At 70.2% G+C, this 24665-nt stretch carries 22 protein-coding genes; 11 read left to right on the top strand and 11 right to left on the bottom strand.

What is annotated here, in order from left to right; genetic code table 11:
- Nucleotides 1-104 precede the first annotated feature (104 nt).
- Together ACTWPV_RS07735 and ACTWPV_RS07730 are read right to left on the bottom strand one after the other, a co-directional pair.
- Nucleotides 105-1367, bottom strand: coding sequence for a hypothetical protein (locus ACTWPV_RS07735; RefSeq protein ID WP_443151182.1), 1263 nt, complete (start codon nucleotides 1365-1367; stop codon nucleotides 105-107).
- A gap of 156 nt (nucleotides 1368-1523) precedes the next feature.
- Nucleotides 1524-2096: a TetR/AcrR family transcriptional regulator gene (locus ACTWPV_RS07730; RefSeq protein ID WP_443151181.1), complete on the bottom strand. Its 573-nt coding sequence runs from the start codon at nucleotides 2094-2096 to the stop codon at nucleotides 1524-1526.
- Between the two features lie 75 nt (nucleotides 2097-2171).
- On the opposite strand from ACTWPV_RS07730, the gene ACTWPV_RS07725 reads away from it, so the two are divergent.
- The 5 genes from ACTWPV_RS07725 to ACTWPV_RS07705 all read left to right on the top strand — a co-directional run bounded on the left by ACTWPV_RS07725 (nucleotide 2172) and on the right by ACTWPV_RS07705 (nucleotide 7607).
- The gene (locus ACTWPV_RS07725; protein WP_443151180.1) at nucleotides 2172-2903 is read left to right on the top strand and encodes an SDR family NAD(P)-dependent oxidoreductase; all 732 of its coding nucleotides are present in this window, start codon (nucleotides 2172-2174) and stop codon (nucleotides 2901-2903) included.
- A gap of 170 nt (nucleotides 2904-3073) precedes the next feature.
- A complete protein-coding gene (locus tag ACTWPV_RS07720; protein ID WP_443151179.1) occupies nucleotides 3074-3814 on the top strand; it encodes a hypothetical protein in 741 nt (246 codons plus the stop codon).
- Between the two features lie 61 nt (nucleotides 3815-3875).
- Nucleotides 3876-5039, top strand: a complete 1164-nt coding sequence (locus ACTWPV_RS07715; protein WP_347646992.1) for a thiolase family protein — start codon at nucleotides 3876-3878, stop codon at nucleotides 5037-5039.
- A complete protein-coding gene (locus ACTWPV_RS07710) occupies nucleotides 5036-7123 on the top strand; it encodes a 3-hydroxyacyl-CoA dehydrogenase NAD-binding domain-containing protein (protein ID WP_443151178.1) in 2088 nt (695 codons plus the stop codon). Before ACTWPV_RS07715 ends, ACTWPV_RS07710 begins: the two co-directional genes overlap by 4 nt.
- A 100-nt stretch (nucleotides 7124-7223) precedes the next feature.
- A complete protein-coding gene (locus ACTWPV_RS07705; RefSeq protein WP_443151177.1) occupies nucleotides 7224-7607 on the top strand; it encodes an SSI family serine proteinase inhibitor in 384 nt (127 codons plus the stop codon).
- Between the two features lie 36 nt (nucleotides 7608-7643).
- Here ACTWPV_RS07705 and ACTWPV_RS07700 read toward each other — a convergent pair whose 3' ends face one another.
- Nucleotides 7644-9116 (bottom strand): amino acid permease, encoded by a 1473-nt coding sequence (locus ACTWPV_RS07700; protein WP_443151459.1) that lies wholly within the window; start codon nucleotides 9114-9116, stop codon nucleotides 7644-7646.
- A 61-nt stretch (nucleotides 9117-9177) separates the two neighbouring features.
- A complete protein-coding gene (gene dxs / locus ACTWPV_RS07695) occupies nucleotides 9178-11109 on the bottom strand; it encodes a 1-deoxy-D-xylulose-5-phosphate synthase (RefSeq protein ID WP_443151176.1) in 1932 nt (643 codons plus the stop codon).
- Nucleotides 11110-11251: 142 nt separating this feature from the next.
- On the opposite strand from dxs, the gene ACTWPV_RS07690 reads away from it, so the two are divergent.
- Both ACTWPV_RS07690 and ACTWPV_RS07685 read left to right on the top strand, forming a co-directional pair.
- Nucleotides 11252-12103 (top strand): neutral zinc metallopeptidase, encoded by an 852-nt coding sequence (locus ACTWPV_RS07690; protein ID WP_443151175.1) that lies wholly within the window; start codon nucleotides 11252-11254, stop codon nucleotides 12101-12103.
- A gap of 133 nt (nucleotides 12104-12236) precedes the next feature.
- Nucleotides 12237-12869, top strand: coding sequence for a neutral zinc metallopeptidase (locus tag ACTWPV_RS07685; protein ID WP_443151174.1), 633 nt, complete (start codon nucleotides 12237-12239; stop codon nucleotides 12867-12869).
- A gap of 21 nt (nucleotides 12870-12890) precedes the next feature.
- On the opposite strand, the gene ACTWPV_RS07680 is transcribed toward ACTWPV_RS07685, so the two are convergent.
- From ACTWPV_RS07680 to ACTWPV_RS07665, 4 genes are read right to left on the bottom strand one after another with little or no spacing between them, the layout of a single operon-like run.
- Complete coding sequence (locus ACTWPV_RS07680; RefSeq protein WP_347646790.1) at nucleotides 12891-14093, bottom strand: ROK family transcriptional regulator; 1203 nt, start codon at nucleotides 14091-14093, stop codon at nucleotides 12891-12893.
- A gap of 35 nt (nucleotides 14094-14128) precedes the next feature.
- Nucleotides 14129-15391: a sugar ABC transporter permease gene (locus ACTWPV_RS07675; RefSeq protein WP_347646791.1), complete on the bottom strand. Its 1263-nt coding sequence runs from the start codon at nucleotides 15389-15391 to the stop codon at nucleotides 14129-14131.
- Nucleotides 15388-16152 (bottom strand): ATP-binding cassette domain-containing protein, encoded by a 765-nt coding sequence (locus tag ACTWPV_RS07670; RefSeq protein WP_443151173.1) that lies wholly within the window; start codon nucleotides 16150-16152, stop codon nucleotides 15388-15390. Before ACTWPV_RS07670 ends, ACTWPV_RS07675 begins: the two co-directional genes overlap by 4 nt.
- Before the next feature lie 57 nt (nucleotides 16153-16209).
- Entirely contained in the window at nucleotides 16210-17322 is a 1113-nt protein-coding gene (locus tag ACTWPV_RS07665) for a sugar ABC transporter substrate-binding protein (protein WP_443151172.1), read from the bottom strand.
- 174 nt (nucleotides 17323-17496) lie between these two features.
- Here ACTWPV_RS07665 and ACTWPV_RS07660 point away from each other — a divergent pair, with 174 nt between their 5' ends.
- Nucleotides 17497-18042, top strand: coding sequence for a GrpB family protein (locus tag ACTWPV_RS07660; protein ID WP_443151171.1), 546 nt, complete (start codon nucleotides 17497-17499; stop codon nucleotides 18040-18042).
- Between the two features lie 94 nt (nucleotides 18043-18136).
- Here ACTWPV_RS07660 and ACTWPV_RS07655 read toward each other — a convergent pair whose 3' ends face one another.
- Nucleotides 18137-18871, bottom strand: coding sequence for a sulfite exporter TauE/SafE family protein (locus ACTWPV_RS07655; protein WP_443151170.1), 735 nt, complete (start codon nucleotides 18869-18871; stop codon nucleotides 18137-18139).
- 191 nt (nucleotides 18872-19062) lie between these two features.
- Between ACTWPV_RS07655 and ACTWPV_RS07650 the strand changes: the two genes are divergently transcribed.
- From ACTWPV_RS07650 to ACTWPV_RS07640, 3 genes are all read left to right on the top strand, one after another.
- Complete coding sequence (locus ACTWPV_RS07650; RefSeq protein ID WP_443151169.1) at nucleotides 19063-19308, top strand: hypothetical protein; 246 nt, start codon at nucleotides 19063-19065, stop codon at nucleotides 19306-19308.
- Entirely contained in the window at nucleotides 19274-19603 is a 330-nt protein-coding gene (locus ACTWPV_RS07645; protein ID WP_443151168.1) for a type II toxin-antitoxin system PemK/MazF family toxin, read from the top strand. Before ACTWPV_RS07650 ends, ACTWPV_RS07645 begins: the two co-directional genes overlap by 35 nt.
- Before the next feature lie 83 nt (nucleotides 19604-19686).
- Nucleotides 19687-20460, top strand: coding sequence for a neutral zinc metallopeptidase (locus tag ACTWPV_RS07640; RefSeq protein ID WP_443151167.1), 774 nt, complete (start codon nucleotides 19687-19689; stop codon nucleotides 20458-20460).
- A gap of 308 nt (nucleotides 20461-20768) precedes the next feature.
- Here the strand turns inward: ACTWPV_RS07640 and acnA are convergent, their stop codons facing one another.
- Nucleotides 20769-23510 (bottom strand): aconitate hydratase AcnA, encoded by a 2742-nt coding sequence (acnA, locus tag ACTWPV_RS07635; RefSeq protein ID WP_443151166.1) that lies wholly within the window; start codon nucleotides 23508-23510, stop codon nucleotides 20769-20771.
- Between the two features lie 320 nt (nucleotides 23511-23830).
- Nucleotides 23831-24559: a metal-dependent hydrolase gene (locus tag ACTWPV_RS07630; RefSeq protein ID WP_347646800.1), complete on the bottom strand. Its 729-nt coding sequence runs from the start codon at nucleotides 24557-24559 to the stop codon at nucleotides 23831-23833.
- Between the last annotated feature and the right edge of the window lie 106 nt (nucleotides 24560-24665).

The following is a 24665-nucleotide window of genomic DNA, read 5'->3' as shown; positions in this document are numbered from 1 at the left end:
GAAAGCGGTTTCCAAGTCTGCCAGACCAGGACCTGGATCCGCATCCTACGGGTGGACCGCGGTCGGCGGCCCACCCGGAGAGTGGTCTGTCCTGCGCCCGGGCCCTAGGCCCAGGGGAACAGGATGTCGAGAAGCCCCTTACGCTCCTCCTCGGTAGGCTCGGGCTCGGGCACCGGGGCCTGCGTCGGCTGCGTCGCGGGAGGCTGATCCTGCGACTCCTGACTGGTGGTCCTCGGCTCCCTGTTGTTCACCCGCGTCTCGCTCGAGACGTCGGTGTCCCGCATCTCGTCCTGCGGGGCCCGGGTGTTTCTTGGGCTGGCCTTGGTGGTCGGGTCGCCGATGTCGCGCGTGGGCGACGGGCGGCTCTGCGGCTCACGCGTGGGCTGGGTCTGCTCCTGCTGGCGCTCCGGGCGCGCCCGATCCGAGTCGGTGGGCTCGTCGGCGGCCGGGTCGGAGGGCTCGGTGTCGGTCTCCTCCTCCACCGGCGTCTGCTCCTCCTCCGAGGGGACGGCCGAGTCGGAGGGCGCGGTCACCTCGCCGGCGCTGGCACACCTGCCGCCCGCGCACGGGTCGTCGGAGGACGTACCGGTGACCATCCAGCCCACACCGACGCCGACCAGCACCACCGCGGCGGCCGCCACCAGCAGGACCCGCGTGCGGTGCCGCACCTCGCCCTCGCCGCCGCCGGCGTCGTCGTCACCGCCGCGGGAGGAACGCCTCTCGCCGGATTCGTCGGTCCAGCCGGAGCCGAGGAAGCCGCGCTTGGGCTTGTCGTCGTCGCGGTCGTCCGTCTCGTAGCCCCGGTCGAGCGGGAGGTAGGAGGGCTCGTCGTCGGCGTGACGGGAGCCACCGGGCTCGCGGAGCACCTCGTGCGGGCCGCTGGGCCCGCCGAAGTCGTGCGGGCCACTCGGACCACCGAAATCATGCGAGCCGCTCGGGCCGCCGAAATCATGCGGACCGCTCGGGCCGGCGAACTCGTGCCCGCTGGAGCCGCTCAACACGTCACGGTGGGAGTCGCTCCCGCCGCCCAGCACGTCATGGGGATCGCCGCCACCCAGCACGTCACGCGGGCCGCTCCCCCCGTCGAGCACGTCATGCGAGCCGCCGGCGTCGTACGCCGAGGTCGTCCCGCCGAGCACGTCGTGATGACCGGGGTCGTCAAGGACGTCACGCCGCTCTATCAACTGGGGCTCGCCGCCCTTTTCCAGCGGAAGGATGTAGGTCTCGTTGCCGACCACCTGGATGGCGGGTTGCTCGTCGGTGTCTTCAGTGCTCCACCGCGGGGACAGCACATCACCCGTCATCTCCGGGTTCAGCGGCCTGCCCTGCCCATCCTCGTATGGCCTGTCGTTCTCGTCGCGCGCCACGATGGAACCTCTCTCATACGAATACGACCCGCCCTTTCCTAGCAGACACGACCATCACTTGTCCGGAAATTTCACATGTTTCCCTAAAAACACGCTGTGTAACATGCGTCCCAGAGCCCGCGCACGGGTGGACAACCAACCCCTCCAGGGAGCGCGTCAGCGGGCCAGACCGGACACGAGTTCGTCGAGCGCCGACGTGATCCGCTCGACGCTCACCCCGCACCTCCTGAGCCGGTGGGCGAGCAACTCGGCGGACAGCGGCGCCAGCAGCACGTCGGCCAGACCGTGGGCCTCGGCCTCCGGGCGCATCCGGCCGATCAGCATGACCAGATGGCCGTGGTAGGCGTCGTACGCGCCGCCGAAGCGGGCCAGCGGGCTCGCCGTCTCGGCCATGAGCAGCAGGTCGAGCTGCTCGACCGTCCGGTCCGCCAGTGCCCGCAGGAACGCCCTGACGCGCTCGGCCGGCTCGGCCCCTGGACCGAGCGGCGGCGGGCCCTCGAGGAACGCCGCCTGGAACGCCTTCTCGCGCCGGTCGATGAGCGCGTACGCGAGCCCTGACCGGTCACCGAAGCGCCGGTAAAGCGTGCCGACACCCACTCCGGCCGCCGCCGCCACCTCCGCCATGGACAGGCCCTCCACCCCGTGCGCGGCCACGATGCGCTCAGCCGCGGAGAGGATCTTCGCGCGGTTGCGGGCCGCGTCACTGCGCTCGCGTCTCACGATCACCATCCTTGCACCGCTTGCATCCGGAATCCATTCCGCTTAATGTCTGAAGCGGAACGAATTCCGCTTGAAGGAGGAGTCATGGAACACAAGGTCGCCCTCGTCACCGGCGGCAGCAGGGGCATCGGCGCAGCCATCGCGCGGCGCCTGGCCGGCGACGGCTTCGACGTCGCCATCACCTACCGAAGCGCGAGCGACCGGGCCGCCGCCGTGCTCAAGGAGGTCGAGGCGGCCGGCGTGCGCGGGCTCGCCCTGCGCGCCGAGGCCGCCGACCCGCGGGAGCTGGTCGAGGCGGTAGAGCGGACGGTGCGCGAGCTGGGCCGGCTCGACGTGGTGGTGGGCAGCGCCGGCATCGCACCGTACGGGCCGCTGGAGGAGGTGACGCTCGCCCAGCTGGACGAGGTGCTGGCCGTGCACACGCGCGCGTCGTTCGTGCTGGCGCAGGCGGCGGCCCGGCGCCTGCCGGACGGCGGCCGCATCGTCTTCATCGGCAGCAGCCTGGCCGAGCGGGTACCGTACGCGGGCTGGACGGCGTACGCCATGAGCAAGTCCGCGCTGGCCGGGCTCGTCAAGGGCCTGGCCAGAGACCTCGGCCCGCGCCGCATCACCGCGAACGTCGTGCAGCCCGGCTCCACCGACACCGAGATGAACCCCGCGGACAGCCCGGAGGCCGACGAGGAACGCGGCTACACGGCGCTCGGCGTGTACTGCTCGCCCGACGACATCGCCGCCACCGTCGCCCACCTCGCCGGCGACGGCGGGCGTGCCATCACGGGCGCCGCCATCCCCGTGGACGCCGGCGTCACGGCCTGACGCGGCAGCGGCTCGCCCCCGGAGCCCCGACCGCTGCCACTGCACGCTCGAGCCTTGACGGCCCTCCGCTCCCGAGTCACCCATCGCCTGAAGGCGACGGTCCCCTCAGGATGCTGTGATTGACGCGAATCACGGGCGTCACTACGCGGGGTGACGCCATCATGACGGTCATGCTGTTGACCGAGATGGCGTCCCCTCCAGGCGCCGAGCAGGTAGCCGGGCTGCGGGCCCGCGCCAGGGCCGCCCGCCACCGCGCCTTCGTCGCGCTGTCCGCCTCGATCGCGGTGCTGACCACCGCCCAGTTGCTCGCCGACCGGGCGCCGACCAGGGAGCAGACGGTGCCGCTCGCGGTGTTGTCCCTGGTGGCCCTCGCGGCGGCGCTGCCCGCGATGACCGCCACCCAGTACGTCTGGGGCGTGCGGGCCCGCCTGGTCCGGTGGCGCGAGCAGGAGTTGTACGGCGCCGCGCGCTCGGGCGGGACACGACCGTTCAGCCGGCTCGCCGTCGCCGCGGGCTGGGCCGTGACGCTGCTCCTCGGCGGCACCACGCCGGCCTTCTTCGACCAGGCCGCCCTGTACGCCGTCGCGGACGACCTGAGCTGGGCAGTCGAGGCGCTGGCGGTGACGAGTTGCGGGGCGGGGGTGCTGTTCCTGCTGTGGTGGTCCCGTGACGCGCTGGTGCTGCTGGCGCGCGCCAGGCGATCGGGCTCCTCCCCCGGCGATCCGTGGGATCCGGGTCAGGGCACGCGCCGGCGCGCGGCAGCGCTCCGGACGCGCGTGCTCTGGGCGGGCGCGGCCGTGGCGGTGGCCGCCCTGCTCGCGGCCCGCGCCCATCTCTGGGAGCCGGCGACGGCGGCGGTGTACGCGCTGCTGACGGCCGCCCTCGTCCTCGGAGTAGTTACCGACGAGTAGCATAGGCGCGGAACCCATTCAGCCAACGAGGAGCGAATCCGTGCCTTCCTCTCGTGACGTCGTGTTCGTCGACGGCGTGCGCACGCCCTTCGGCCGGTCGGGCCCGAAAGGGCTGTACGCGGAGACCCGCGCCGACGACCTGGTCGTCCGCGTCATCCGCGAGCTCATCAGGCGCAACCCCGGCCTGCCGCCCGAGCGCGTCGACGAGGTCGCCATCGCCGCGACCACGCAGATCGGCGACCAGGGCCTGACCATCGGCCGCTCGGCGGCGGTGCTGGCGGGGCTGCCGAAGACCGTGCCCGGCTACGCGATCGACCGCATGTGCGCGGGCGCGATGACCGCGGTCACCACGGTCGCGGGCGGCATCGCGTTCGGCGCGTACGACGTCGCCATCGCCGGCGGCGTCGAGCACATGGGCCGCCACCCGATGGGCGAGGGCGTCGACCCGAACCCGCGCTTCCTGTCGGAGAAGCTGGTCGACCCGAGCGCCCTGGTGATGGGCATGACCGCGGAGAACCTGCACGACCGCTATCCGTCGATCACCAAGGAGCGCGCCGACGCGTACGCGGTGTTGTCGCAGGAGCGGGCGGCCAAGGCCTACGCCGACGGCAGGATCCAGCCCGACCTGGTGCCGGCCGCGACCAGGACGGCGGAGAAGGGCTGGGGCCTGGCGGTCGAGGACGAGGCACCCAGGCCGGGCACGACCATGGAGGGCCTGAGCACGCTCAGGACGCCGTTCCGTCCGCACGGCAACGTCACGGCGGGCAACTCCTCCGGCGTCAACGACGGCGCCACCGGCTGCGTCGTGGCCGCCAGGGAGGCCGCGGACGAGCTGGGGCTGGCGCCGAGGATGCGGCTCGTGTCGTACGCGTTCGCGGGCGTGGACCCCGAGGTCATGGGCGTGGGGCCGATCCCGTCCACGGAGCGGGCGCTGCGCCTGGCCGGCCTGGACATCTCCGACATCGGGCTGTTCGAGATCAACGAGGCGTTCGCCGTGCAGGTGCTGGCGTTCCTCGAGCACTTCGGCATCGCCGACGACGACCCCCGCGTGAACCCCTACGGCGGCGCCATCGCCTACGGCCACCCGCTGGCCTCCTCGGGCGTGCGGCTGATGACGCAGCTCGCGCGGCAGTTCGGCGAACGTCCTGACGTGCGTTACGGCATCACCACGATGTGCGTCGGCCTGGGCATGGGCGGCACTGTGATCTGGGAGAACCTGGCATGAGCGAGCTGGAGAACTGGCGTGCACTGCTGAGCGAGCGCGCCGCCGACGAGGTCGTCACCAAGGCACTGGTACGCGACGTGCGCCTGCCCGGCGGCGCGGGCACCATGGCGCTGATCACCCTGGACAACGGCTTCGACCACACCAGGCCGAACACGTTCGGCCCGCACGGCCTGTTCGCGCTGAACGGCGCCCTGTCGGAGATCGCCGAGCGCACCGACCTGGCCGCGGTGGGCGTGACGGGCAAGCCGTTCATCTTCGCCGTCGGCGCCGACCTGAAGGGCGCGGCGGCGCTGGCCACCCGCGAGGAGGCGCTGGCCGTCGCCGCGCTCGGCCACCACGTGTTCCGCCGGCTCGGCGAGCTGCCGATCCCGTCGTTCGCGTTCGTGAACGGCGCCGCCATGGGAGGTGGGCTCGAGGTCGCGCTGCACTGCACGTACCGGACGATCTCCTCGGGCGTGACCGCGGTGGCGCTGCCGGAGTGTTTCCTCGGCCTGGTACCCGGCTGGGGCGGCACGCAACTGCTGCCGCGCCTGATCGGCCCGGCGAACGCGGTCAAGCTGATCATCGAGAACCCGCTGGCGCAGAACCGCCTGACCAGGGGCAGGGAGGCGTACGAGCTGGGCGTCGCCGACGCCGTGTTCGAGCCGGCCGACTTCCTGGAGGAGTCGCTGCGCTGGGCCGCCCGGGTGATCAACGGCGAGGTGGTCGTGGAGCGGCCCCAGCACGACGGCTGGGACAAGGCGGTCGGCGACGCGCGGTTCCTGGTCGACATGAAGCTGCGCGGCGCCTCCCCCGCCCCCTACCGGGCGCTCGACCTGATCGCGCGGGCCCGCACGGCCACCCGCGACGAGGGGTTCGCCGCCGAGGACGAGGCGCTGGCCGACCTGCTGACGGGCGACGAGCTGCGGGCCGGGCTCTACGCGTTCGACCTGGTGCAGCGGCGCGCCAAGCAGCCGGCGGGCGCGCCGGACCCCTCCCTGGCCCGCAAGGTCACCAAGGTCGGCATCGTCGGCGCGGGCCTGATGGCCTCGCAGATGGCGCTGCTGTTCGCACGCCGGCTCGAGGTGCCGGTCGTGCTGACCGACCTCGACCAGGCCAGGCTCGACAAGGGCGTGGCGTACGTACGGGACGAGATCGGCAAGCTGCTGGCCAGGGGCCGCGTCTCGCAGGACCAGGCCAACCGGCTCACGTCGCTGGTGACCGGCTCGCCGGCCAAGGACGCCTTCGCCGACGCCGACTTCGTGATCGAGGCCGTCTTCGAGGACCTGGCGGTCAAGAAGCAGGTCCTCGCCGAGGTGGAGGCGGTGGTCCCGGCCGAATGCGTGCTGGCCACGAACACCTCCTCGCTGTCGCTGACCGCGATGGCCGCCGACCTCGCGCACCCCGAGCGGCTGGTCGGGTTCCACTTCTTCAACCCGGTCGCGGTCATGCCGCTGCTGGAGATCGTCAGGGGCGCCGCCACGGACGACGCCACGCTGGCCACGGCGTTCGCGGTGGGCAGGACGCTGAAGAAGTCGTCGGTTCTCGTCAAGGACGCTCCGGCGTTCGTGGTCAACCGGCTGCTGACCCGCTTCATGGGCGAGGTCGTGGCGGCCGTGGACGAGGGCACGCCGCTGGAGACGGCCGAGCACGCGCTCGACGGGCTGGGCCTGCCGATGACGCCGTTCGCGCTGCTGCAGCTGGTCGGGCCCGCCGTCGGCCTGCACGTGGCGGAGACGCTGCACGAGGCGTTCCCCGAACGGTTCGGCGTCTCGGCGAACCTGGCCAAGCTGGTCGCCGCCGGCAAGCCGGGCGTCTACCTGCCGGACCTCACGCTCGACGAGGAGGCGGTGGCGCTCTTCGCGGGCGGCTCCCAGGCGTCCACCGCCGAGCAGGTGCGCGAGCGGGTGCTGGGGGCGCTGGCCGAGGAGATCCGGATCATGCTGGACGAGGGCGTCGTCGCGGCGGCCCAGGACATCGACCTGTGCATGATCCTCGGCGCCGGCTGGCCGTTCCATCTGGGCGGCATCACGCCGTACCTGGACAGGTCCGGCATCGCGCAGCCCTGCTTCCTCGCCCCGGGCGTGGCCTCGATGCCCGCGTGAGCTCACGCGTGATTTTGCGGGAGCCCGCTCGGCGGGCCTCCGCGCGCCGGACCCTCCTCCGCCGTAGCGTTTGGTGCCGTCCTACGAACGGAGAGTAACCATGTTGAGAGCAGCCGGCACCATCGCGCTCTGCGGAGTCCTCCTGGCGGGCGCGTCGTCGCCCGCCGTGGCGGCGCGCGACCCCAAGGTGCAGCTCAAGATCGTCAATTCGGTCAAGGGCGGAGCCACGAAGACCGCCTGGCTCCACTGCGCGCCCACCGGGGGCTCCCACCCCGACGCCCGCACGGCCTGCCGCCAGCTGCGCCGGGTCGGGGGCGACCCGGCCAAGCTCAACGTCTCGCCAAACGCCGCGTGCACGAAGGAGTTCCAGCCGCACGTGATCGCGGTCGTCGGCCGGTGGTACGGCAAGACGGTGAAGTGGGGGAAGGTCTACGCCAACGGCTGCCAGGCCAAGGCCGCGACCGGGGCCGTGGCCGCGCTCTGACCCAGGCATGGGGGTGGCCCGCGCCCCACCCCCCGCTCAGCGGCCGCGCTTCTGCCACGGCATCGCCGTCCTGCTGTGCCAGTAGCCGTAGGTGAAGTAGAGCACGATGCCGATCAGCATCCAGATGACGAACCGCAGCCACGTCTGCACCGGCAGGTTGAGCATCAGGTAGACGCAGGCCAGCACCGACAGGATCGGCAGGACCGGCACCAGCGGCGCCCTGAAGGCCCGCGGCAGGTCCGGCCTGGTGCGCCTGAGCACTATCACGCCGATCGACACCACGACGAACGCGAAGAGCGTGCCGATGTTCACCAGCTCGGCCAGCTCGCCGAACGACACGAACCCGGCCAGCGCCATCGTCACCAGCCCGATAAGGATCGTGAGCCGGACCGGCGTGCCGAACTGCGGATTGACCTTGGCCATCGTGCGCGGCAGCAGCCCGTCGCGGGACATCGCGAACAGCACCCGGGTCTGGCCAAGAAGCAGCACGAGGACCACGGTCGTCAGGCCGGCCAGCGCGCCCACGCTGATGATCCCGGCCAGCCAGGGGTGGCCGACCGCGATGAAGGCGTCCGACAGCGGCGCCGACGTGCTCAGCTCGCTGTAGCGCTGCATGCCGACGACGACGAGGGAGACGGCGACGTACAGGATCGTGCAGATCGCCAGCGAGCCGATGATGCCGCGCGGCACGTCGCGCTGCGGCGTGACGGTCTCCTCCGCGGCGGTGGCCACGATGTCGAATCCGATGAACGCGAAGAACACGATCGCCGCGGCCGAGAAGACGCCGATCACGCCGAACGCGACCGGCGTGATGCCGAACATCACCTGGATGAGCGGCGCTTTCAGCCCTTCCACGCGCGGCGTGGCCACCGGGTCGGGGATGAACGGCGTGTAGTTGGCCCCCTTGACGAAGAACAGCCCGGCCACGATGACCAGCAGCACCACGGCGACCTTCGTGATCACGAGGATGAGGTTGACCCGCGAGGACAGCTTGATGCCGACCGCCAGGATCGTCGTGAGGACGGCGACGATGACGACGGCGGGCACGTTGATCACGGGGTCGTCGCCGGCGATCGTGGCGGGCAGCTCGAGGCCGGCGGACGCCAGCATCGAGGCGAAATAGCCCGACCAGCCCACCGACACCACGGCGGCGGCCAGCGCCAGCTCCAGGACCAGGTCCCAGCCGATCACCCAGGCGGGGAACTCCCCCAGGGTGGCGAAGGAGAAGGTGTAGGCGGAGCCGGCCACCGGGATCGTGGAGGCGAACTCGGCGTAGCACAACGCCGCCAGGGTGCACACGACGGCGGCGACGACGAAGGAGATCGCCACCGCCGGGCCGGCCAGTTCCTTGGCGACCTGTCCCGTGAGCACGAAGATCCCCGTACCGACGATCACGCCGATGCCGAAGACCGTCAGGTCCGTGGCGGTCAGGCGCTTGCGCAACTGGTGCTCGGGGGCCTCGGTGTCGCGGATCGACTGCTCGACGCTCTTCGTGCGAAAGATGTCCACGCTCAGCGATCTGCCCACGCCCTCGGCTGTCATGCGCCGCCGAGGTCAGCCCCCGAGGTGCTCAGTGGCGGGCGGGCTCGGCGGCCTGGGCGCGCCTGGCGACCGCCTCGGTGATCTGGCGGGCGAGGTCTTGACCGGTGAGGCCGATCCGGCCGAGGATCGCGGCCCGCTTGGCGTGGTCGAGGAACTCCTGCGGGATGCCGAAGGTGCGGACGGGCACGTCGACGTCGGCATCGCGCAGGAGCCGGGCCACGGCGTCACCCACCGCGCCCACCCGGCCGTTGTCCTCGACGACGGCCACCAGTTTGTGCTCCTTCGCCGCGGGGACGAGCGCCTCGTCGAGAGGCTTGACCCAGCGGGGGTCCACCACGGTCGTCGCGATGCCCTGGGCGTCGAGCAGGACCGCCGCGTCCATGCAGACCTGCGCCATCGGGCCCACGCCGACCAGCAGCACGTCGGGCCCGGCCGCGGCATCGCCCTCCGGGTCGCCCTTCGGGGCGCGCAGCACGTCCATCTCGCCCAGCCGGCCCACCGCGTCGAGCGCCTCGGCGACCGGGCCCTTGGGGAAACGCAGCACGGTCGGGCCGTCGGAGACCTCCACGGCCTCGCGCAGCAGCTCGGTCAGCCGGTCGCCGTCGCGCGGCACCGCGACCCTGAGCCCGGGCACCACCTGGAGGATGGACAGGTCCCACATGCCGTTGTGGCTGGCGCCGTCGTCGCCCGTGACGCCCGCCCGGTCGAGCACGACGGTGACCGGGAGCCGGTGCAGGGCGACGTCCATGAGGAGCTGGTCGAACGCGCGGTTGAGGAAGGTGGCGTAGACGGCCACCACCGGGTGCATGCCGCCGAGGGCGAGCCCTGCGGCGCTGGTGAGCGCGTGCTGCTCGGCGATGCCGACGTCGTAGATGCGGTCGGGGTAGGCCTCGGCGAACGCGTTGAGGCCCGTCGGGTGGAGCATGGCCGCGGTGATCGCGACCAGGTCGTCGCGCTCCTTGCCGAGCCGGACGAGTTCCTCGCTGAACACGTTGGTCCAGATGCGGCCCTTGGGCTTCTCCGCGCCGGTGAGCCGGTCGAAGGCGCCGGGCGAGTGGAACTGGTCCTCGTCGTGGTCTTCCGCGGGCGCGTAGCCGCGGCCCTTCTGGGTGAGCGCGTGCACGATGACCGGGCCGCGGAAGCCGCGGGCCTTGCGCAGGGCGGCCTCCATGGCCTGCTCGTCGTGGCCGTCGATGGGCCCGACGTATTTCAGGCCGAGGTCCTCGAACATCACCTGCGGCGCGATGACGTCCTTGACGCCCTTCTTGAAGCCGTGGAGCGCGTCGTAGAGGACGGGAACGTTGCCGATCTTGTCTTTGACGTATTCGAGGACGTCCTCGTAGTGGCGGTTGACGCGCAGCGAGGACAGGTGGGAGGCCAGGCCGCCGATGGTGGGCGAGTAGGAGCGGCCGTTGTCGTTGACCACGATGACGACGGGCAGGTCCTTGGCGCCGGCGATGTTGTTGAGCGCCTCCCAGGCCATGCCGCCGGTCAGCGCGCCGTCTCCGATCACCGCCACGACCGTGCGGTCGCGCTCGCCGCGCAGCTTGAACGCCTTGGCCAGGCCGTCGGCGTAGGACAGCGCGGTCGAGGCGTGGGAGTTCTCGACGAAGTCGTGGTCGGACTCGGCCCTGCTCGGATAGCCCGACAGGCCGCCCTCCTGCTTGAGCGCGTCGAACCCGGACGCGCGGCCGGTGAGGAGCTTGTGCACGTACGCCTGGTGGCCGGTGTCCCAGACGACGGGGTCGTCCGGCGAGTCGAAGACCCGGTGCACGGCGATGGTCAGCTCGACCACGCCGAGGTTGGGGCCGAGGTGGCCGCCGTACTTCGCGCATGAGTCGACGAGCAGGTCACGGATCTCTCCCGCGAGCCGCGGCAACTCCTCCACAGTGAGCCGTTTGACGTCCTGCGGTCCCTTTACCGAGCCCAGCAACCCGCTCACGGATCCGACTCCCCTCATGCTCTTGTCCGCCGATTCCCCGAGTGTAGTTCGCGGACGCCTCACTGACTCCATCGAGTCAAACCCACCCCGGTATGTCCGATCTTGACCTACTCTTTCGGTACCTATGAACTCCGTCCCCAAAACTAAACTCGCAGCACTTGTGGCGGCCGCGCTCGCTCTTGCCCTGGCAGCCGCCGGTCTGGTGCTCGTTCTGGTGGACGTGACCATGACGGAGGACGGGTTACGCAACGGGGCCCAGCAGCTCGCCGCCCCGCCGTCCCGGGCCCCGGACCGGGAGGGAGGGGCACCCGACCTCGACCGGGCGTCGGCGACGCGGAATCCGCTCTACAGGACCGGGCGGCTCACCGACGTGAACTGCCGGCCCGGCAGCCTGCCTGCCAGGAGCATCACCGCGTACCGGCGCTTTCTGACCCGCGTGACCGCGTGCCTGAACCGGGTGTGGGGCGCGCAGTTCCGCAAGGCGGAGATGACCTTCACCAAACCGCGTCTGCGCATCATCACCCGGAAAGTCAAGACGCCCTGCGGGGTGTGGAACGCCGGCGCCGACGGCGTCTACTGCTCCACCGACCGCACCATGTACCTGATGATCACCAAGGACCAGCTGCGCAACCCGTTCCCGCTCGGGATCACCCGGTTGATCGCCCACGAGTACGGCCACCACGTCCAGCAGATCTCCGGCATCTGGACCTACTACTGGACGGCCAGGACCCTGGCGGGCAAGGCCGGACGGCTGCAGCTCTCGCGCAAGTCCGAACTCCAGGCGGAGTGCTTCTCCGCCGCCTTCATGAGCACGATGCGGGGCTCGGACCTGGTCTCCGACGCCGACTGGGCCTACACCGTGGAGTGGTTCAGGAAGAACGGCGCCAAGGGCTGGCCCCAGAACGACCACGGCAGGGGGCCCACGCAGGCGGCCTGGATGTCCCGCGGGTTCGAACGCGGCACGCCCGGCGCGTGCAACACCTGGGCCTCCGCGTCACGTAACGTACGATGATCTATGATCCGCCATCGTGCGCTTATCCCACTTAGCGGTAGCCATGTGCATGGTCGCGGCCCTGCTCCTTCCGAGCCCCGCCGGCGCGGCGCGACGAACCGCGCACGCCGGGCTCTCCGGCCAGATGAGCGGAATGACGATGCCGCTGGAGTGCGACGTCCCGGCGATCCGGCCGGGCAGCGTGGCCTCGCTCAGGTCGTTCCACCGCGCGATGGCCGACTGCGCCGACCGGTTCTGGGCCGTCACGTTCGCCGTGGCCGGCCTGGCCTACACCCCGCCCACGGTCACGATCACGACGGGAACCGGCTCGGTGTGCGGCAAGATCACCGGTAACGGGGCGCAGTACTGCCCCGAGCAGCGGACGATCGCCGTCCGGATCATGCCGCACGAGCTGCGTGACCCGTTCAGGATGAACATCGCCCACTCCATCGCCCACGAGTGGGGACACCACGTGCAGCAGCTCACCGGCGTGCTCGGCGCGCACGAGGCGCTCTACCAGCCAGCCTCGGCGAGCGCGCGGACGTTGCTGAGCCACCGGCTGGAGATGCAGGCCGAGTGTTACGCGGGCGTCTTCTACAGCGCCGCGCTGGACTCGATCGACCCCGGCATCGAGTGGAAGACGTGGACCGAGGCGGTGAGCGCAGCGGACGAGAGCGAGACCCACGGCAAACCGGGCAACCTGGCGCTCTGGCAGGACCGCGGCTTCCGCGGCGGGGCGACCGGCTTCTGCGACACCTGGACGGCGGGCGACTCCCAGGTCACCTGAACCTGCGGCCCGCGGCGGTCCTCAGGCGTTGGCGCGGGCCAGCACCTCCAGCGGGTCGGACAGGACGTGGGCGAAGGCGAGCTCGGCCGCCCCCACCAGGGTGGCGGCGTCGCCCAGAGCCGACGTGCGCAGCCGCAGCCGATCACGCTGCGGCGCCATCGCGTGCAGCGTCAGCTGCGTGCGCACCTGCGCCGCCGAGCCGAGATAGATCTCCCGCAACATCCCGCCGAAGATCACCATTTCTGGGTTGAAGATGTTCACCAGATTCGCGACGCCGAGACCGAGCCATTCGCCGACCCGCTTCAGGCCCTCCTGCGCCCCGATGTCGCCCCGGTCGGCGGCGTCCACCACCGCCCTGACCGCGTCCCTGCCCTGCTGCGCGCCGAACCGGCCGGCCGACTCCAGCAGCGCCCGCTCTCCCACCTCCGCCTCCAGGCAACCGCTGGAGCCGCAGCCGCAGGCGCGACCGCCCGGGTTGACGACCATGTGGCCGACCTCCCCGCCGTAGCCGTCGTGGCCGCCCAGCAGATGGCCGCCCGCGATGATCCCGCCGCCGATGCCGACGTCGCCGTGCAGGTAGATCAGGTCCTTGACGGCCTCGCCGACCCCGCGGCTGTGCTCGGCGAGGGCGCCCAGGTTGGCGTCGTTGCCCACACTGACCGGCAATCCCAGGCCCAGCCTGCGGCCCAGCTCCTCGCCGAACGGCACCTCCCCGTCCATGAGGTTGGGGCCGAACGTGACCACGCCGTCGGCCTTGCGCACGCCGCCGGACACGGCCGCCGCCGCTCCGACGCACACGGTGTCGGCCCTGGTCTTGCGCCGCATCTGCCGGGCGAACCCGGACAACGTCGCGGCCAGCTCGTCCAGCTTGAACCGGCCGCGGTCGCGCGGCACCTCCCTGCGGTCGAGGATGACCCCGCCCAGCCCGACGCGGGCCGCCGCGAGCCGGTCGGGGCCCACGTCGAAGGCGAACACGTAGACCCGCGCCGACTCGGGCCGCACGACGAGCGAGGGCCGCCCGGCACGGCCCGTCTCGCGCGGCAGCTCCTCGCGTACCAGCCCGGCGGCGGTGAGGTCGGAGGTCAGAGCCATGATGGTGCTCCGGTTGAGCCCCATCCTCGAGGTGAGTTCGGCGCGCGAGATCGGCCCGCCCAGATGAACATGCCGGAGCAGCGCGCCGAGATTGTGGCGTCTGATGTCCTCTTGAGAGGGTCCGGCACGCATGGTCTGGGGTTCCTTCAGGGGCTGCGAGTCGCTGATCACCTTAAACCAGCGGCGGCCGCCCGCTTGCGCGCCATGGCGTCGACACCCGCGGCGAGCAGCAGGACGGACCCGGTGACCAGGTATTTGACACTGGCTCCATACCCCATCAGGCCCATGCCGTTCTCGATCACGGCCACCACGGCGCCGCCCATCACGGCGTCCAGCACCCTGCCCTTGCCTCCGAACAGGCTCGTGCCGCCGATGACGGCCGCGCCGACGGCGTACAGCAGGACGGAGCTGCCGCCCGTGTTCGGGTCGACGGAGCTGGCCCTGGACGCGGCCACGATCCCGCCGATCGCCGCCATCGAGGAGCAGATCACGAATGCGCTGATCTTGAGCCGGTCGACCGGGATGCCCGCTCTCCTCGCGGCCTCCGCGTTGCCGCCGACCGCGTACAGGTGCCGGCCGAACGCGGTGCGGCGCAGCACCACGGTCCAGACGACCAGCAGCACCAGGATGAGCGGCACCACGATCGGCACGCCCGTGAGCGAGACGAGTTCGGGGTTGCGGCTGCGCTCCAGGTTGAGCGCGAAGACCGCGAGCCCGGCGAACAGCGCCAGCATGCCCACGCGGAACGCGACCAACGACATCGGGTCGGCGGTCAGGCCGCGCTTGGCACGGGTCCTGGCCCGCCTGAGCTGCACGCCCGCGAAGACCGCCACACAGAACGCGTAGAGCGCCCAGCCCAGCCACGGCGGCAGGTTCCTGTTCGCGATGGCGACGATCACGCCGTCCCTGATGGAGATGTTCGTGCCCTCGTCGACCAGCACCAGGACCAGGCCCTGGAAGGCGAGGAACGCCGCCAGCGTCACCACGAACGACGGTATGCCCACCTTGGCGACCAGGGTGCCGAGCACCATGCCGATGAGCACGCCGGTGACGATGGCGGCCACCACGCACACGTACCAGGGCAGGCCCGCGCTGGTCAGCGTGACGGCGAGCACCGCCGCGCACACACCGCTGGCGAAACCGGCCGACAGGTCGATCTCGCCGAGCAGCAGCACGAACACCAGCCCCATCGCGATCAGCGTGATCGCGGCGCCCTGGGTGAACAGGTTGGCGAAGTTGATCGCGGTGACGAACGAGGGCCGCGCGACCGCGAAGACCGCGCAGAGCACCACCAGGCCGAGCACGGCCGGCAGCGCGCCCATGTCACCGCCCCGCACCCGCTGGACGTAGGCGAGGAAACTGTTGCCGATCGACGGTGACTGCGACGCCGCGACGATCGCCTCGCCGGGTAGTTCCTTGACCTTGTTCATGGCGTGACCCCGTTCTTGAGGCCGAGATCGCCGCTGCGGCCGGAGGTGATCAGTTCGACGACCTGGGCGTGCGTCACGTCGGCGGTCTTGACCTGGGCGGCCATCCTGCCGAGGTAGAGCGCCGCGATCCGGTCGGAGACGGCGAACACGTCGTTCATGTTGTGCGAGATGAGCACGACGGCCAGCCCGGTGTCGGCCAGCCTGCGCACCAGTTCGAGCACCTGCGCGGTCTGGGCCACGCCCAGGGCCGCGGTCGGCTCGTCGAGGATGACGACCTTGCTGTTCCACAGCACGGCCTTGGCGATGGCCACGGTCTGCCGCTGCCCGCCGGACAGGCTGGAGACCTGCTGCCTGATGGACTTCACCGTGCGCACGGACAGGCTGCTGAGGGTGCGCTCGGCCAGTTCCTCCATGCTGTCCTCGTCGAGCAGGGGGCCGCGCCTGCGCTCCCTGCCGAGGAACATGTTCTGGACGATGTCGAGGTTGTCGCACAGGGCGAGGTCCTGGTACACGATCTCGATGCCCAGCTCGCCCGCGTCGCGCGGGCTGTGGACATGGACCGGGCGGCCGTCGAAGCGGATCTCGCCGTCGTCGATCGGGTAGATCCCGCCGACGCACTTGACGAGCGTCGACTTGCCGGCGCCGTTGTCGCCCACCAGCGCCGTGACCTCGCCGGCGTACGCCGAGAGCTCGACCTCGTGCAGGACCTTCACCGGGCCGAAGCTCTTGTCTATCCCGCGCACTTCAAGGAGGGGGGTCATGGGGCTCCCTAAGGGAGGGTACGGCCGCGCTCGTGACACGGGCCGTACCCCTTGTTCTTATTCGATTCCTGCCTCGGTGCACTTCTCGGCGAAGTCACCCGTGCACAGCTCCTCCTTGGTCACGAAGCCGTCGGCCACCACGTCCTTGACGTTGTCGAAATAGATGGCCTGCGGCTCCATGAGCTCGGCGGGCACGTCCTGGCCGCTCTCCGGGTCCTTGACGCTGCTGCTCGCCGTGGGCTTCTCGCCCTTGGCCAGCGCCACCGCGAGCTTGGCCGCGGCGTCGGCCTCCTTCTTGACGGCCTTGTAGACGGTCATGCACTGGTCGCCGGCGAGGATGTTCTGCAGGCCCTGGACGGTGGCGTCCTGGCCGGTGACCGGCACCTTGCCGTTGAGGTTGTTCTTCTTCAGCACGGTGATGGCGGCGTTGCCGAGGCCGTCGTTGGCGGCCAGGACTCCGGCGATCTTCGGCTGCTGGGTCAGCATCTGCTCGAAGATCGTCCCGGCCTGGGTGTTGTCCCATTCGGGCACCGACTGCTCCGGTCCCTTGACGTACTCGCCGGCGTCGAACTTGGGCTTGAGCACCCCGTCGTACCCGGCCTTGAACAGGGTGGCGTTGTTGTCCGTCGGCGAGCCGTTGAGGTAGGCGACGATCGGCTTGTCCGCCTTCTTGTCGGTCAGGCACTTGGCCAGGCCCTCGCCCTGGAGCTGGCCCACCTTGGTGTTGTCGAAGCTGACGTAGTACGCGGCGCCGCCGCCGAGCGTCAGCCGGTCGTAGTCGATGGTGGCCACGCCCTGCGACCTGGCCTTCTCGATGACCTGCTTGCCGGTGCCGCTGTCCAGATTGACGATCATCAGGACGGTGGCGCCGTTGGTGATCATCTGGTCGGCGATGGTCTGGAACGCCGTCTTGTCGTTCTGGGCGTTCTGGATGTCGTACTGGACGCCGGCGGCTTTGAACGCCTCTTCGAGGTACTTACGGTCCGCCGTCTCCCACCGGGCCGAGGACTTGCTGTCCGGCAGGATGACGCCGATCTTGCCCGCGGGCGCCGCTGAGGCGGTGGCGGAGGCCGTCGTCGACGTGGTCTGACCGCTTTCGCCCCCGCAGGCGGTGAGACCGAGAGCGAGCGCGGCTGCCGCGGCGGTCAGGCTGAGGATCCCCTTGCGCATGGTGCAGGGTCCTTTCTTCCGGAGGGGCCCGGATGAATGTTGTTTGCGGCAACGTATTCCGGGATCGCCTGCATGGGAAGACCCAGTGGCGCGGTAGTTTGTTGTTTCTAGTAACAATCAGGAAACACGGAGGCCTCGACGCGCGCCGGGGGCGGGATCGGCGACAATCAGGACATGGCAGATCCGGTCGAGATCGTCGACCACGACCCGGGCTGGCCCGCCGACTTCGCCGCGCTCGGCCGGACGATGCGCGCGGCGCTCGGCTCCGTCGCGGTGCGGATCGACCACATCGGCTCGACGTCGGTGCCCGGCCTGGCCGCCAAGCCCGTGATCGACGTGCAGATCGCGGTGCGCTCACTCGAACCGCTCGCGGCGTTCAAGCGTCCGCTGGAGCTCGTCGGCCTGGTCCACCGGGCGGGCAACCCCGAGCTGACCAAACGCTACTTCCGCGAGGCGCCAGGCCATCGCAGGACCCACGTCCACGTGCGCGAGCACGGCAGCTTCTCCCAGCAACTGCCGCTGCTGTTCCGCGACTACCTGCGCGCCCATCCCGCCGCCGCGAGCGAGTTCGCCGAGGCCAAACGGCGGTGCGCCGACCGGTTCCGGGACGCGCGGGAGGAGTACGTCGCGGCCAAGGAGCCGTACGTGTGGGACATCGTGCGACGCGCCGACGCCTGGGCCCAGCGCACCGGCTGGCGCCCCGGCCCGAGCGACGCCTGAACCGCCACAGCGACCAACCTGAGCCGTCGCACCGTCACGACGACCCGCCTGAGCCGCGCCATCGCCACAGCGACCAACCCGGGCCGTCGCGTCGTCACGGCGGCCCGATGACGACGTTCTGCACGATCAGGGCGAGCGCCGAGGCGGTCGCCACCACCAGCACGGCCGTCCGGGCCCTGCCGCCGTCGAGGTAGCGCCGCAGCGGCCCCGACGCCAGGAACCCGAGGGCCATGGGCACGACCAGCGTCGCCCCCGCCGCCACTGCCTGCACGGGCAGTTCGCCCACCAGTGCCAGGATCCCCAGCGACTGCAGCGCGCTCAGGCAGAAGAACATCGCGAGCGTCGCCCTGATCTGCGGACCCTTGGCGCTCTGGTACACCAGCGCGATGGGCGGCCCGCCGATGCCCGTCGCGGTGCCGGTGATGCCGGAGACGAAACCGGCGGAGGTGAGCGTCGCGCCGGTGCGCGGCACGCTCATCGCCCTGGCGGTCAGCAGCACGGCGATCACCACCATGCCCGCCACGAAGACGCTCCTGGCGTAGATGGATGTGTAGACAACAATAACTGCACCAATGACACTGCCCGGCAGTCTGCCCAGCAGTGCGAACCCCACTCCGCGCCACTCCACCCGCCGCCACTCCGAGGCCAGCGTGAACAGCGGCATCGCCAGGTTGACCATCTGCACGGCGCCCGGCATCAGGCCGGGCTCGATCATCGTCAGCACGGGCACGGCCACCAGCCCCAGCCCGAAACCCACCCCACCCTGCACGATCGCGCCCGCAAAAACCGCCAGACCACCCACGATGAGCAGCAATGCCGTATCAGTCATGCAGGAGAGTCAACCAGCTTTACTCTCTGTTGCCATTCCTGATGCCAGAGTGACCGTCGAGATGTAGCCTTGCCTACAGACGCCGACGTAGTGTCAGGAGTATGGCCATGAAGCCAAAGGCAACGACTATTCGCGTCAGCGTCAGAACCCGAGACAGGATCGCCGCACTCGCAAAGAAGGCAGGTGAACCCATGACCGCGATCATCGACCAGGCCATCCGGGAGATGGAGAAGAAATACCGCTGGCAGCGCGTCGCGGAGCAGATAGAGCAGACCAGACGAGAGGACCCGCAAGCTTGGGCCGACTATCTCGCTGAATCCGAGCTGGTCCAAGGCCCACGACCACGCTCCACCCGCATCGCGCCGGAGTGGGAGGGGCTCATCACATTCCCCGAGGAGAGAGATGAGGGTGATCCAGGGCGAGATCTGGCTCGCTAACCTGGGCGAACCGACCGGCCGCGAACAGGGCTACCGTCGCCCTGTGCTGGTCGTCAGCAACGATGGATTCAACGCCGCGACCGCAGTCAAAATCATCGTGCCGCTGACCACCACCGAGCGGGGATGGGACAACCACATCCCCATCAGTTGTGACGGCACCGGCCTGGAGAAGCCCAGCTGGGCCATGGTCGAGCACGTCCGCAGTGTGTCACCGCAGCGGTTCACGATGCGGATCGGCATCGCTCCTGACGAGGTCGTGCGCGAAGTCACAGACTGGATCAATGACATGATTTAGAAGATTCGCCGCCCGGCGAAAAGGCGCTTCGCCGGATGGCTCTCTCATCGTGTCACACTTTGCAGATCAATAAGCTGGCGATCGTGCGATCCCTCCCGTTGACGCGTGTCCTGACCCTCGCCGCGGTTCTGGCGTCCGTCTGCCTGACCGCCCCGCCCGCGCAGGCGGCGCCCGTACGCAGCCCGTTCTCCAAGAAGGTGGGCAAGCTGGCCGCGACCTCATGCCCCGAGACGCCGATCGTCTCCGGCGGCGTTCCGCGCACCCGGGAGTACCTCCAGACGGTCGTGAAATGTCTGGACAAGTCGTGGGGTGCGTATGTTGAGCGGGCAGGGCGTACGTTCCGCAAGCCCGTCGTCCGCTACTTCGAGGAGCCGGCGAGCACCGTGTGCGGGATGCGCTGGCCCGCGTACGCCGACGCCTTCTACTGCACCGAGCGCTCCACCGTGGTCTTCCCGCTGACCGGCCGGTGGATCGAGAACAGGACCGACCTCTTCCCGTTCAAGGTGGCCGCCCATGAGTACGGTCACCACCTGCAGAGCCTGCTCGGCATCCGCCGCTCCTACGAGGCCAGGGCACGCGCCGACCGTACCCACGCGGACCGGTTGAAGCGCCGCTACGAACTCCAGGCCGACTGCCTGTCCGGAGTGTTCCTGGGTAGCGTCTGGCGCTCCCTGGCCCGCTCCGAGCTCGACTGGGCGGCGCTGCTGGACGCGACCCGGGCAAGCGGTGACGACGATGACGGCCACCGCACCCACGGCAAGGGGTCCAGCCGGGCCTACTGGCTCAAACGCGGCTACGGCGCCGTCTCCCCCGCCGCCTGCGGCACCTGGTCGGCACCCGCCGTTAAAGTCGCCTGACCGCAAGCCTCTTGACCTGACCGGTGAGCTGACCGGTGAAGCGGTGAGGTGACCTGCGCGGTGAGACGGCGGCGGGTGCGTCGCGGGCCCGCGACGCAGACACGAACCACTGGCCGCCGGCTCCGTGATCGGTGGCGAAGGCCGCCAGGGAAGCGAGGAGCCGCCCGGCGGAGGGTGTCCGCCGGGCGGCTCTCAGTGTGTCGGGTGGTTCCCCCGAAACGAGCGCGTGAGGATCACGCCCAACCCCGGCGACGAGCCGGGCTCCGTCGCTCCCGGCCTGCTCATGACCGGCCGGGAGCTCGGGAAGTTCACTTGGCGAGCAACGACCGCAGAACGTACTGCATGATGCCGCCGTGCCGGTAGTAGTCGGCCTCGCCGGGCGTGTCGATGCGCACCACAGCGTCGAACTCGACGTCGCCCGCCCTGACGTGCACCGTCTGCGGGATGCCGCCCTTGTTGAGCTCTTCGACTCCCGTGATGTCGAACGTCTCCTCGCCCGTCAGGCCGAGGGCCGCCGCCGAGGCGCCCTCCGGGAACTGCAGCGGGAGCACGCCCATGCCGATCAGGTTGGAGCGGTGGATGCGCTCGTACGACTCGGCGATGACCGCGCGGACGCCCAGCAGCGCCGTGCCCTTGGCCGCCCAGTCACGCGAGGATCCGGAGCCGTACTCCTTGCCCGCCAGCACCACCAGCGGCGTGCCCGCGGCGGCGTAGTTGACCGAGGCGTCGTAGATGAACGACACCGGGCCGTCGGACTGGGTGAAGTCGCGGGTGTAGCCGCCCTCGGTGCCGGGGGCGATCTGGTTGCGCAGGCGGATGTTGGCGAACGTGCCCCTGATCATCACCTCGTGGTTGCCACGACGCGAGCCGTAGGAGTTGAAGTCCTTCACCTCGACCCCGTTGGCCTTCAGGTACTGGGCGGCGGGGGTGCCCACCTTGATCGAGCCGGCGGGCGAGATGTGGTCGGTGGTGACCGAGTCGCCGACCTTGACCAGCACGCGGGCGCCGGCGATGTCGGTCACCGGCTCCGGCTTCTCCGGCATGCCGTCGAAGTAGGGGGCCTTGCGGACGTAGGTCGAGTCGGAGTCCCACTCGAAGGTGTCGCCGGTCGGGATGGGCAGTGAGCGCCAGTGGTCGTCGCCCTTGAAGACGTCGGCGTAGTCGCGCTCGAACATGTCGCGCCCGATCGAGGAGTTGACCACGGCCGCGATCTCCTCCGGCGCGGGCCAGATGTCGCGCAGGTAGACCGGCTCGCCGTCGCTGCCGACGCCGAGCGGCTCGGTCGCGAGGTCGAGGTCCATGGTGCCGGCCAGCGCGTACGCGACCACCAGCGGCGGCGAGGCCAGGTAGTTCATCTTGACGTCGGGGTTGATCCGGCCCTCGAAGTTGCGGTTGCCCGACAGCACGGCGGTGACGGCCAGGTCGTTGGCCTGGACGGCCTCGGAGATCTCCGGCAGGAGCGGCCCCGAGTTGCCGATGCAGGTGGTGCAGCCGTAGCCGACGAGGTTGAAGCCGATCTTGTCGAGGTACGGCTGGAGCCCGGAGCGCTCGAAGTAGCCGGTGACGACCTGCGACCCGGGGGCCAGCGAGGTCTTGACCCACGGCTTACGGGTCAGGCCCTTCTCCACGGCGTTGCGGGCCAGCAGCGCCGCGCCGAGCATGACGTACGGGTTGGAGGTGTTCGTGCACGAGGTGATCGCGGCGATCGAGACGATGCCGTGGTCGATCTCGAACGAGGTGCCGTCGGCCAGCGTGACGGGCACCGGCTTGTGCGGCCGCCCGCCGTCGGCCGTGGAGTTGGAGGCGGGCGAGTCGGAGGCCGGGAAGGACTCCTTCGACGCCTCGTCGACGCCGTCCTCCACGTAGTTCTGGACGTCGTAACGCCAGGTGTCCTTGGCCGCCGACAGGGCGATGCGGTCCTGCGGGCGCTTGGGGCCGGCGATGGACGGCACGACCGTGGCGAGGTCGAGCTCGATGTACTCGGAGAACTCCGGCTCGGGCGCGGCCGGGTCGAGCCAGAGGCCCTGGGCCTTGGCGTACGCCTCGACGAGGGCGATCTGCTCCTCGGAGCGCCCGGTCAGGCGGAGGTAGTCGACGGTCTGGCCGTCGATCGGGAAGATCGCGCAGGTGGAGCCGAACTCGGGGCTCATGTTGCCGATCGTGGCCCGGTCGGCCAGCGGCACGGACGCTACGCCCTCGCCGTAGAACTCGACGAACTTGCCGACCACGCCGTGCTTGCGCAGTATCTCGGTGATCGTCAGGACCAGGTCGGTGGCCGTGGCCCCGGCGGGCAGCTTGCCGTTGAGCTTGAAGCCGACCACGCGCGGGATGAGCATGGAGATCGGCTGGCCGAGCATCGCGGCCTCGGCCTCGATGCCGCCGACGCCCCAGCCGAGCACGCCGATGCCGTTCTCCATCGTGGTGTGGGAGTCGGTGCCGACGCAGGTGTCGGGGTAGGCCCTGTTGATGTCGCCGTCGGAGCGGGTCATGACCACGCGGGCCAGGTGCTCGATGTTGACCTGGTGGACGATGCCGGTGCCGGGCGGCACCACCTTGAACTCGTCGAAGGCGGTCTGGCCCCAGCGCAGGAACTGGTAGCGCTCGTGGTTGCGCTCGTATTCGCGCTCCACGTTGCGCTGGAAGGCGTCGGGGTGGCCGAAGTAGTCGACGATGACCGAGTGGTCGATGACCATCTCGGCGGGCGCGAGCGGGTTGATCCTGGCCGGGTCGCCGCCGAGGTCGCGCACGGCCTCGCGCATCGTGGCCAGGTCGACCACGCAGGGCACGCCCGTGAAGTCCTGCATGATGACGCGCGCGGGCGTGAACTGGATCTCCACGCTCGGCGCCGCCTTCGGGTCCCATCCTCCGAGCGCCCGGATGTGGTCGGCGGTGATGTTCGCGCCGTCCTCGGTGCGGAGGAGGTTTTCCAGCAGGATCTTCAGGCTGTACGGGAGGCGCGCGGCGCCTTCGACGGCGTCCAGCCGGAAGATCTCATATGACGCGTCGCCGACGCGTAGCGTGTCACGGCTGCCGAAGCTGTTCGCGGACACGGTGGTTCGCCTCCTCCATCAGACATCTTTCAGGCTTGCGGGTGGCTCCCCGCTCCTCACGCGCTTCGCGGCTCCCGTGGTGCCGGGTCTCCACTCCGCTCGCTGCGTCGGGTTCACTCCTGCTCATGGGTCGTTCACCCTCCTCACTCGCTTCGCGGGGTCCCTCCTTCGTCGGGCCCCCACTCCGCTCGCCGCGTCGGGTTCACTCCCCAAATCCTGCCGCACGCGCGAACAAGTAAGCACGTTAGGTGAACCTAATTCGCATCCGCGCAGCAGGTGTCTCGACATCAAGATATCGGGAAAAGTATCTCGACATCAAGTTAAACGGGCGCCAGGCGCCAGTACAGCAGCCCGACGATGGCCACGGACAGGATCGGCGCGAGGATCTTCTGCTCGAACTTCCTGCCCGTCTTGATGCCGATTTTCCACGGCAGGACGAACTTCGCCCCCAAGGGCCACAACACGGGGCAACCGCGTTCGGTCATGCAGTCGCCGACGACGTGGATGAAACTTCCGACCCCCACGGCCAGCCCGAGCCAGGCGTAGCCCACCTCGAGGGAGAGGAAGACGGCGTAGAGCCCGGCGGTCATGCCGATGTTGATCATGATTGAACCGAGCTTGTTCCCCGGTATGCCGACGCCGATGGCGCGCAACGCCAGGCCGATGAGCAGCACGACCATGACGTCGCGCCCGATCGGATAGGTGTTGGCCAGCCAGTGCGCCCCGAACCCGATGGCCACGGCGAAGACGAGCGAGTGGGTGGCGCCGCGGTGGCCGCCGCCGAGCCAGGACACGAGCTTGCTGAGCGCCCACGTGACCGGCCCGAACGTCTGCGCGATCGTCGCGTGTGGATGGTCGAGGTCGGGCAGCATCGCGGCGCCCGCGCAGATGATGGCGCCGGCGATCAACTCGGCGGGACTGAGCGCGGCGGCCATGATCCCGGTTTCCACGAACCGGGTGGACTCGTTCACCAGCGGCAGTGCGGCAAGGGGCGGCGCCAGCCCCAGCCAGGCGATGGCCCCGGTCATCGCATGCGTGTGCCCCATCATGATCCGGACTGTACGGCAAAGAGGTTCTTTGCGCGGCGAGGCATGCCGGGGCGAACGGGCTGTGCAGGCCGGCGACATCGCGCCGAACACCCGCAAACGCAGACGA

Origin of the sequence: Nonomuraea sp. KM88 (assembly GCF_052245635.1) — a bacterium.
Taxonomy (GTDB): Bacteria; Actinomycetota; Actinomycetes; order Streptosporangiales; family Streptosporangiaceae; genus Nonomuraea.
This window is presented reverse-complemented; position numbering and strand designations above follow the sequence as displayed.

Excerpts from the sequence above, each read along its gene's own strand:
- ACTWPV_RS07730 (WP_443151181.1), bottom strand. The coding sequence starts at position 2,096 with ATGGTGATCGTGAGACGCGAGCGCAGTGACGCGGCCCGCAACCGCGCG.
- ACTWPV_RS07725 (WP_443151180.1), top strand. The coding sequence starts at position 2,172 with ATGGAACACAAGGTCGCCCTCGTCACCGGCGGCAGCAGGGGCATCGGC.
- ACTWPV_RS07720 (WP_443151179.1), top strand. The coding sequence starts at position 3,074 with ATGCTGTTGACCGAGATGGCGTCCCCTCCAGGCGCCGAGCAGGTAGCC.
- ACTWPV_RS07710 (WP_443151178.1), top strand. The coding sequence starts at position 5,036 with ATGAGCGAGCTGGAGAACTGGCGTGCACTGCTGAGCGAGCGCGCCGCC.
- ACTWPV_RS07705 (WP_443151177.1), top strand. The coding sequence starts at position 7,224 with ATGTTGAGAGCAGCCGGCACCATCGCGCTCTGCGGAGTCCTCCTGGCG.
- dxs (WP_443151176.1), bottom strand. The coding sequence starts at position 11,109 with ATGAGGGGAGTCGGATCCGTGAGCGGGTTGCTGGGCTCGGTAAAGGGA.
- ACTWPV_RS07685 (WP_443151174.1), top strand. The coding sequence starts at position 12,237 with ATGACGATGCCGCTGGAGTGCGACGTCCCGGCGATCCGGCCGGGCAGC.
- ACTWPV_RS07680 (WP_347646790.1), bottom strand. The coding sequence starts at position 14,093 with ATGCGTGCCGGACCCTCTCAAGAGGACATCAGACGCCACAATCTCGGC.
- ACTWPV_RS07675 (WP_347646791.1), bottom strand. The coding sequence starts at position 15,391 with ATGAACAAGGTCAAGGAACTACCCGGCGAGGCGATCGTCGCGGCGTCG.
- ACTWPV_RS07670 (WP_443151173.1), bottom strand. The coding sequence starts at position 16,152 with ATGACCCCCCTCCTTGAAGTGCGCGGGATAGACAAGAGCTTCGGCCCG.
- ACTWPV_RS07665 (WP_443151172.1), bottom strand. The coding sequence starts at position 17,322 with ATGCGCAAGGGGATCCTCAGCCTGACCGCCGCGGCAGCCGCGCTCGCT.
- ACTWPV_RS07660 (WP_443151171.1), top strand. The coding sequence starts at position 17,497 with ATGGCAGATCCGGTCGAGATCGTCGACCACGACCCGGGCTGGCCCGCC.
- ACTWPV_RS07655 (WP_443151170.1), bottom strand. The coding sequence starts at position 18,871 with ATGACTGATACGGCATTGCTGCTCATCGTGGGTGGTCTGGCGGTTTTT.
- ACTWPV_RS07650 (WP_443151169.1), top strand. The coding sequence starts at position 19,063 with ATGACCGCGATCATCGACCAGGCCATCCGGGAGATGGAGAAGAAATAC.
- ACTWPV_RS07645 (WP_443151168.1), top strand. The coding sequence starts at position 19,274 with ATGAGGGTGATCCAGGGCGAGATCTGGCTCGCTAACCTGGGCGAACCG.
- ACTWPV_RS07630 (WP_347646800.1), bottom strand. The coding sequence starts at position 24,559 with ATGATGGGGCACACGCATGCGATGACCGGGGCCATCGCCTGGCTGGGG.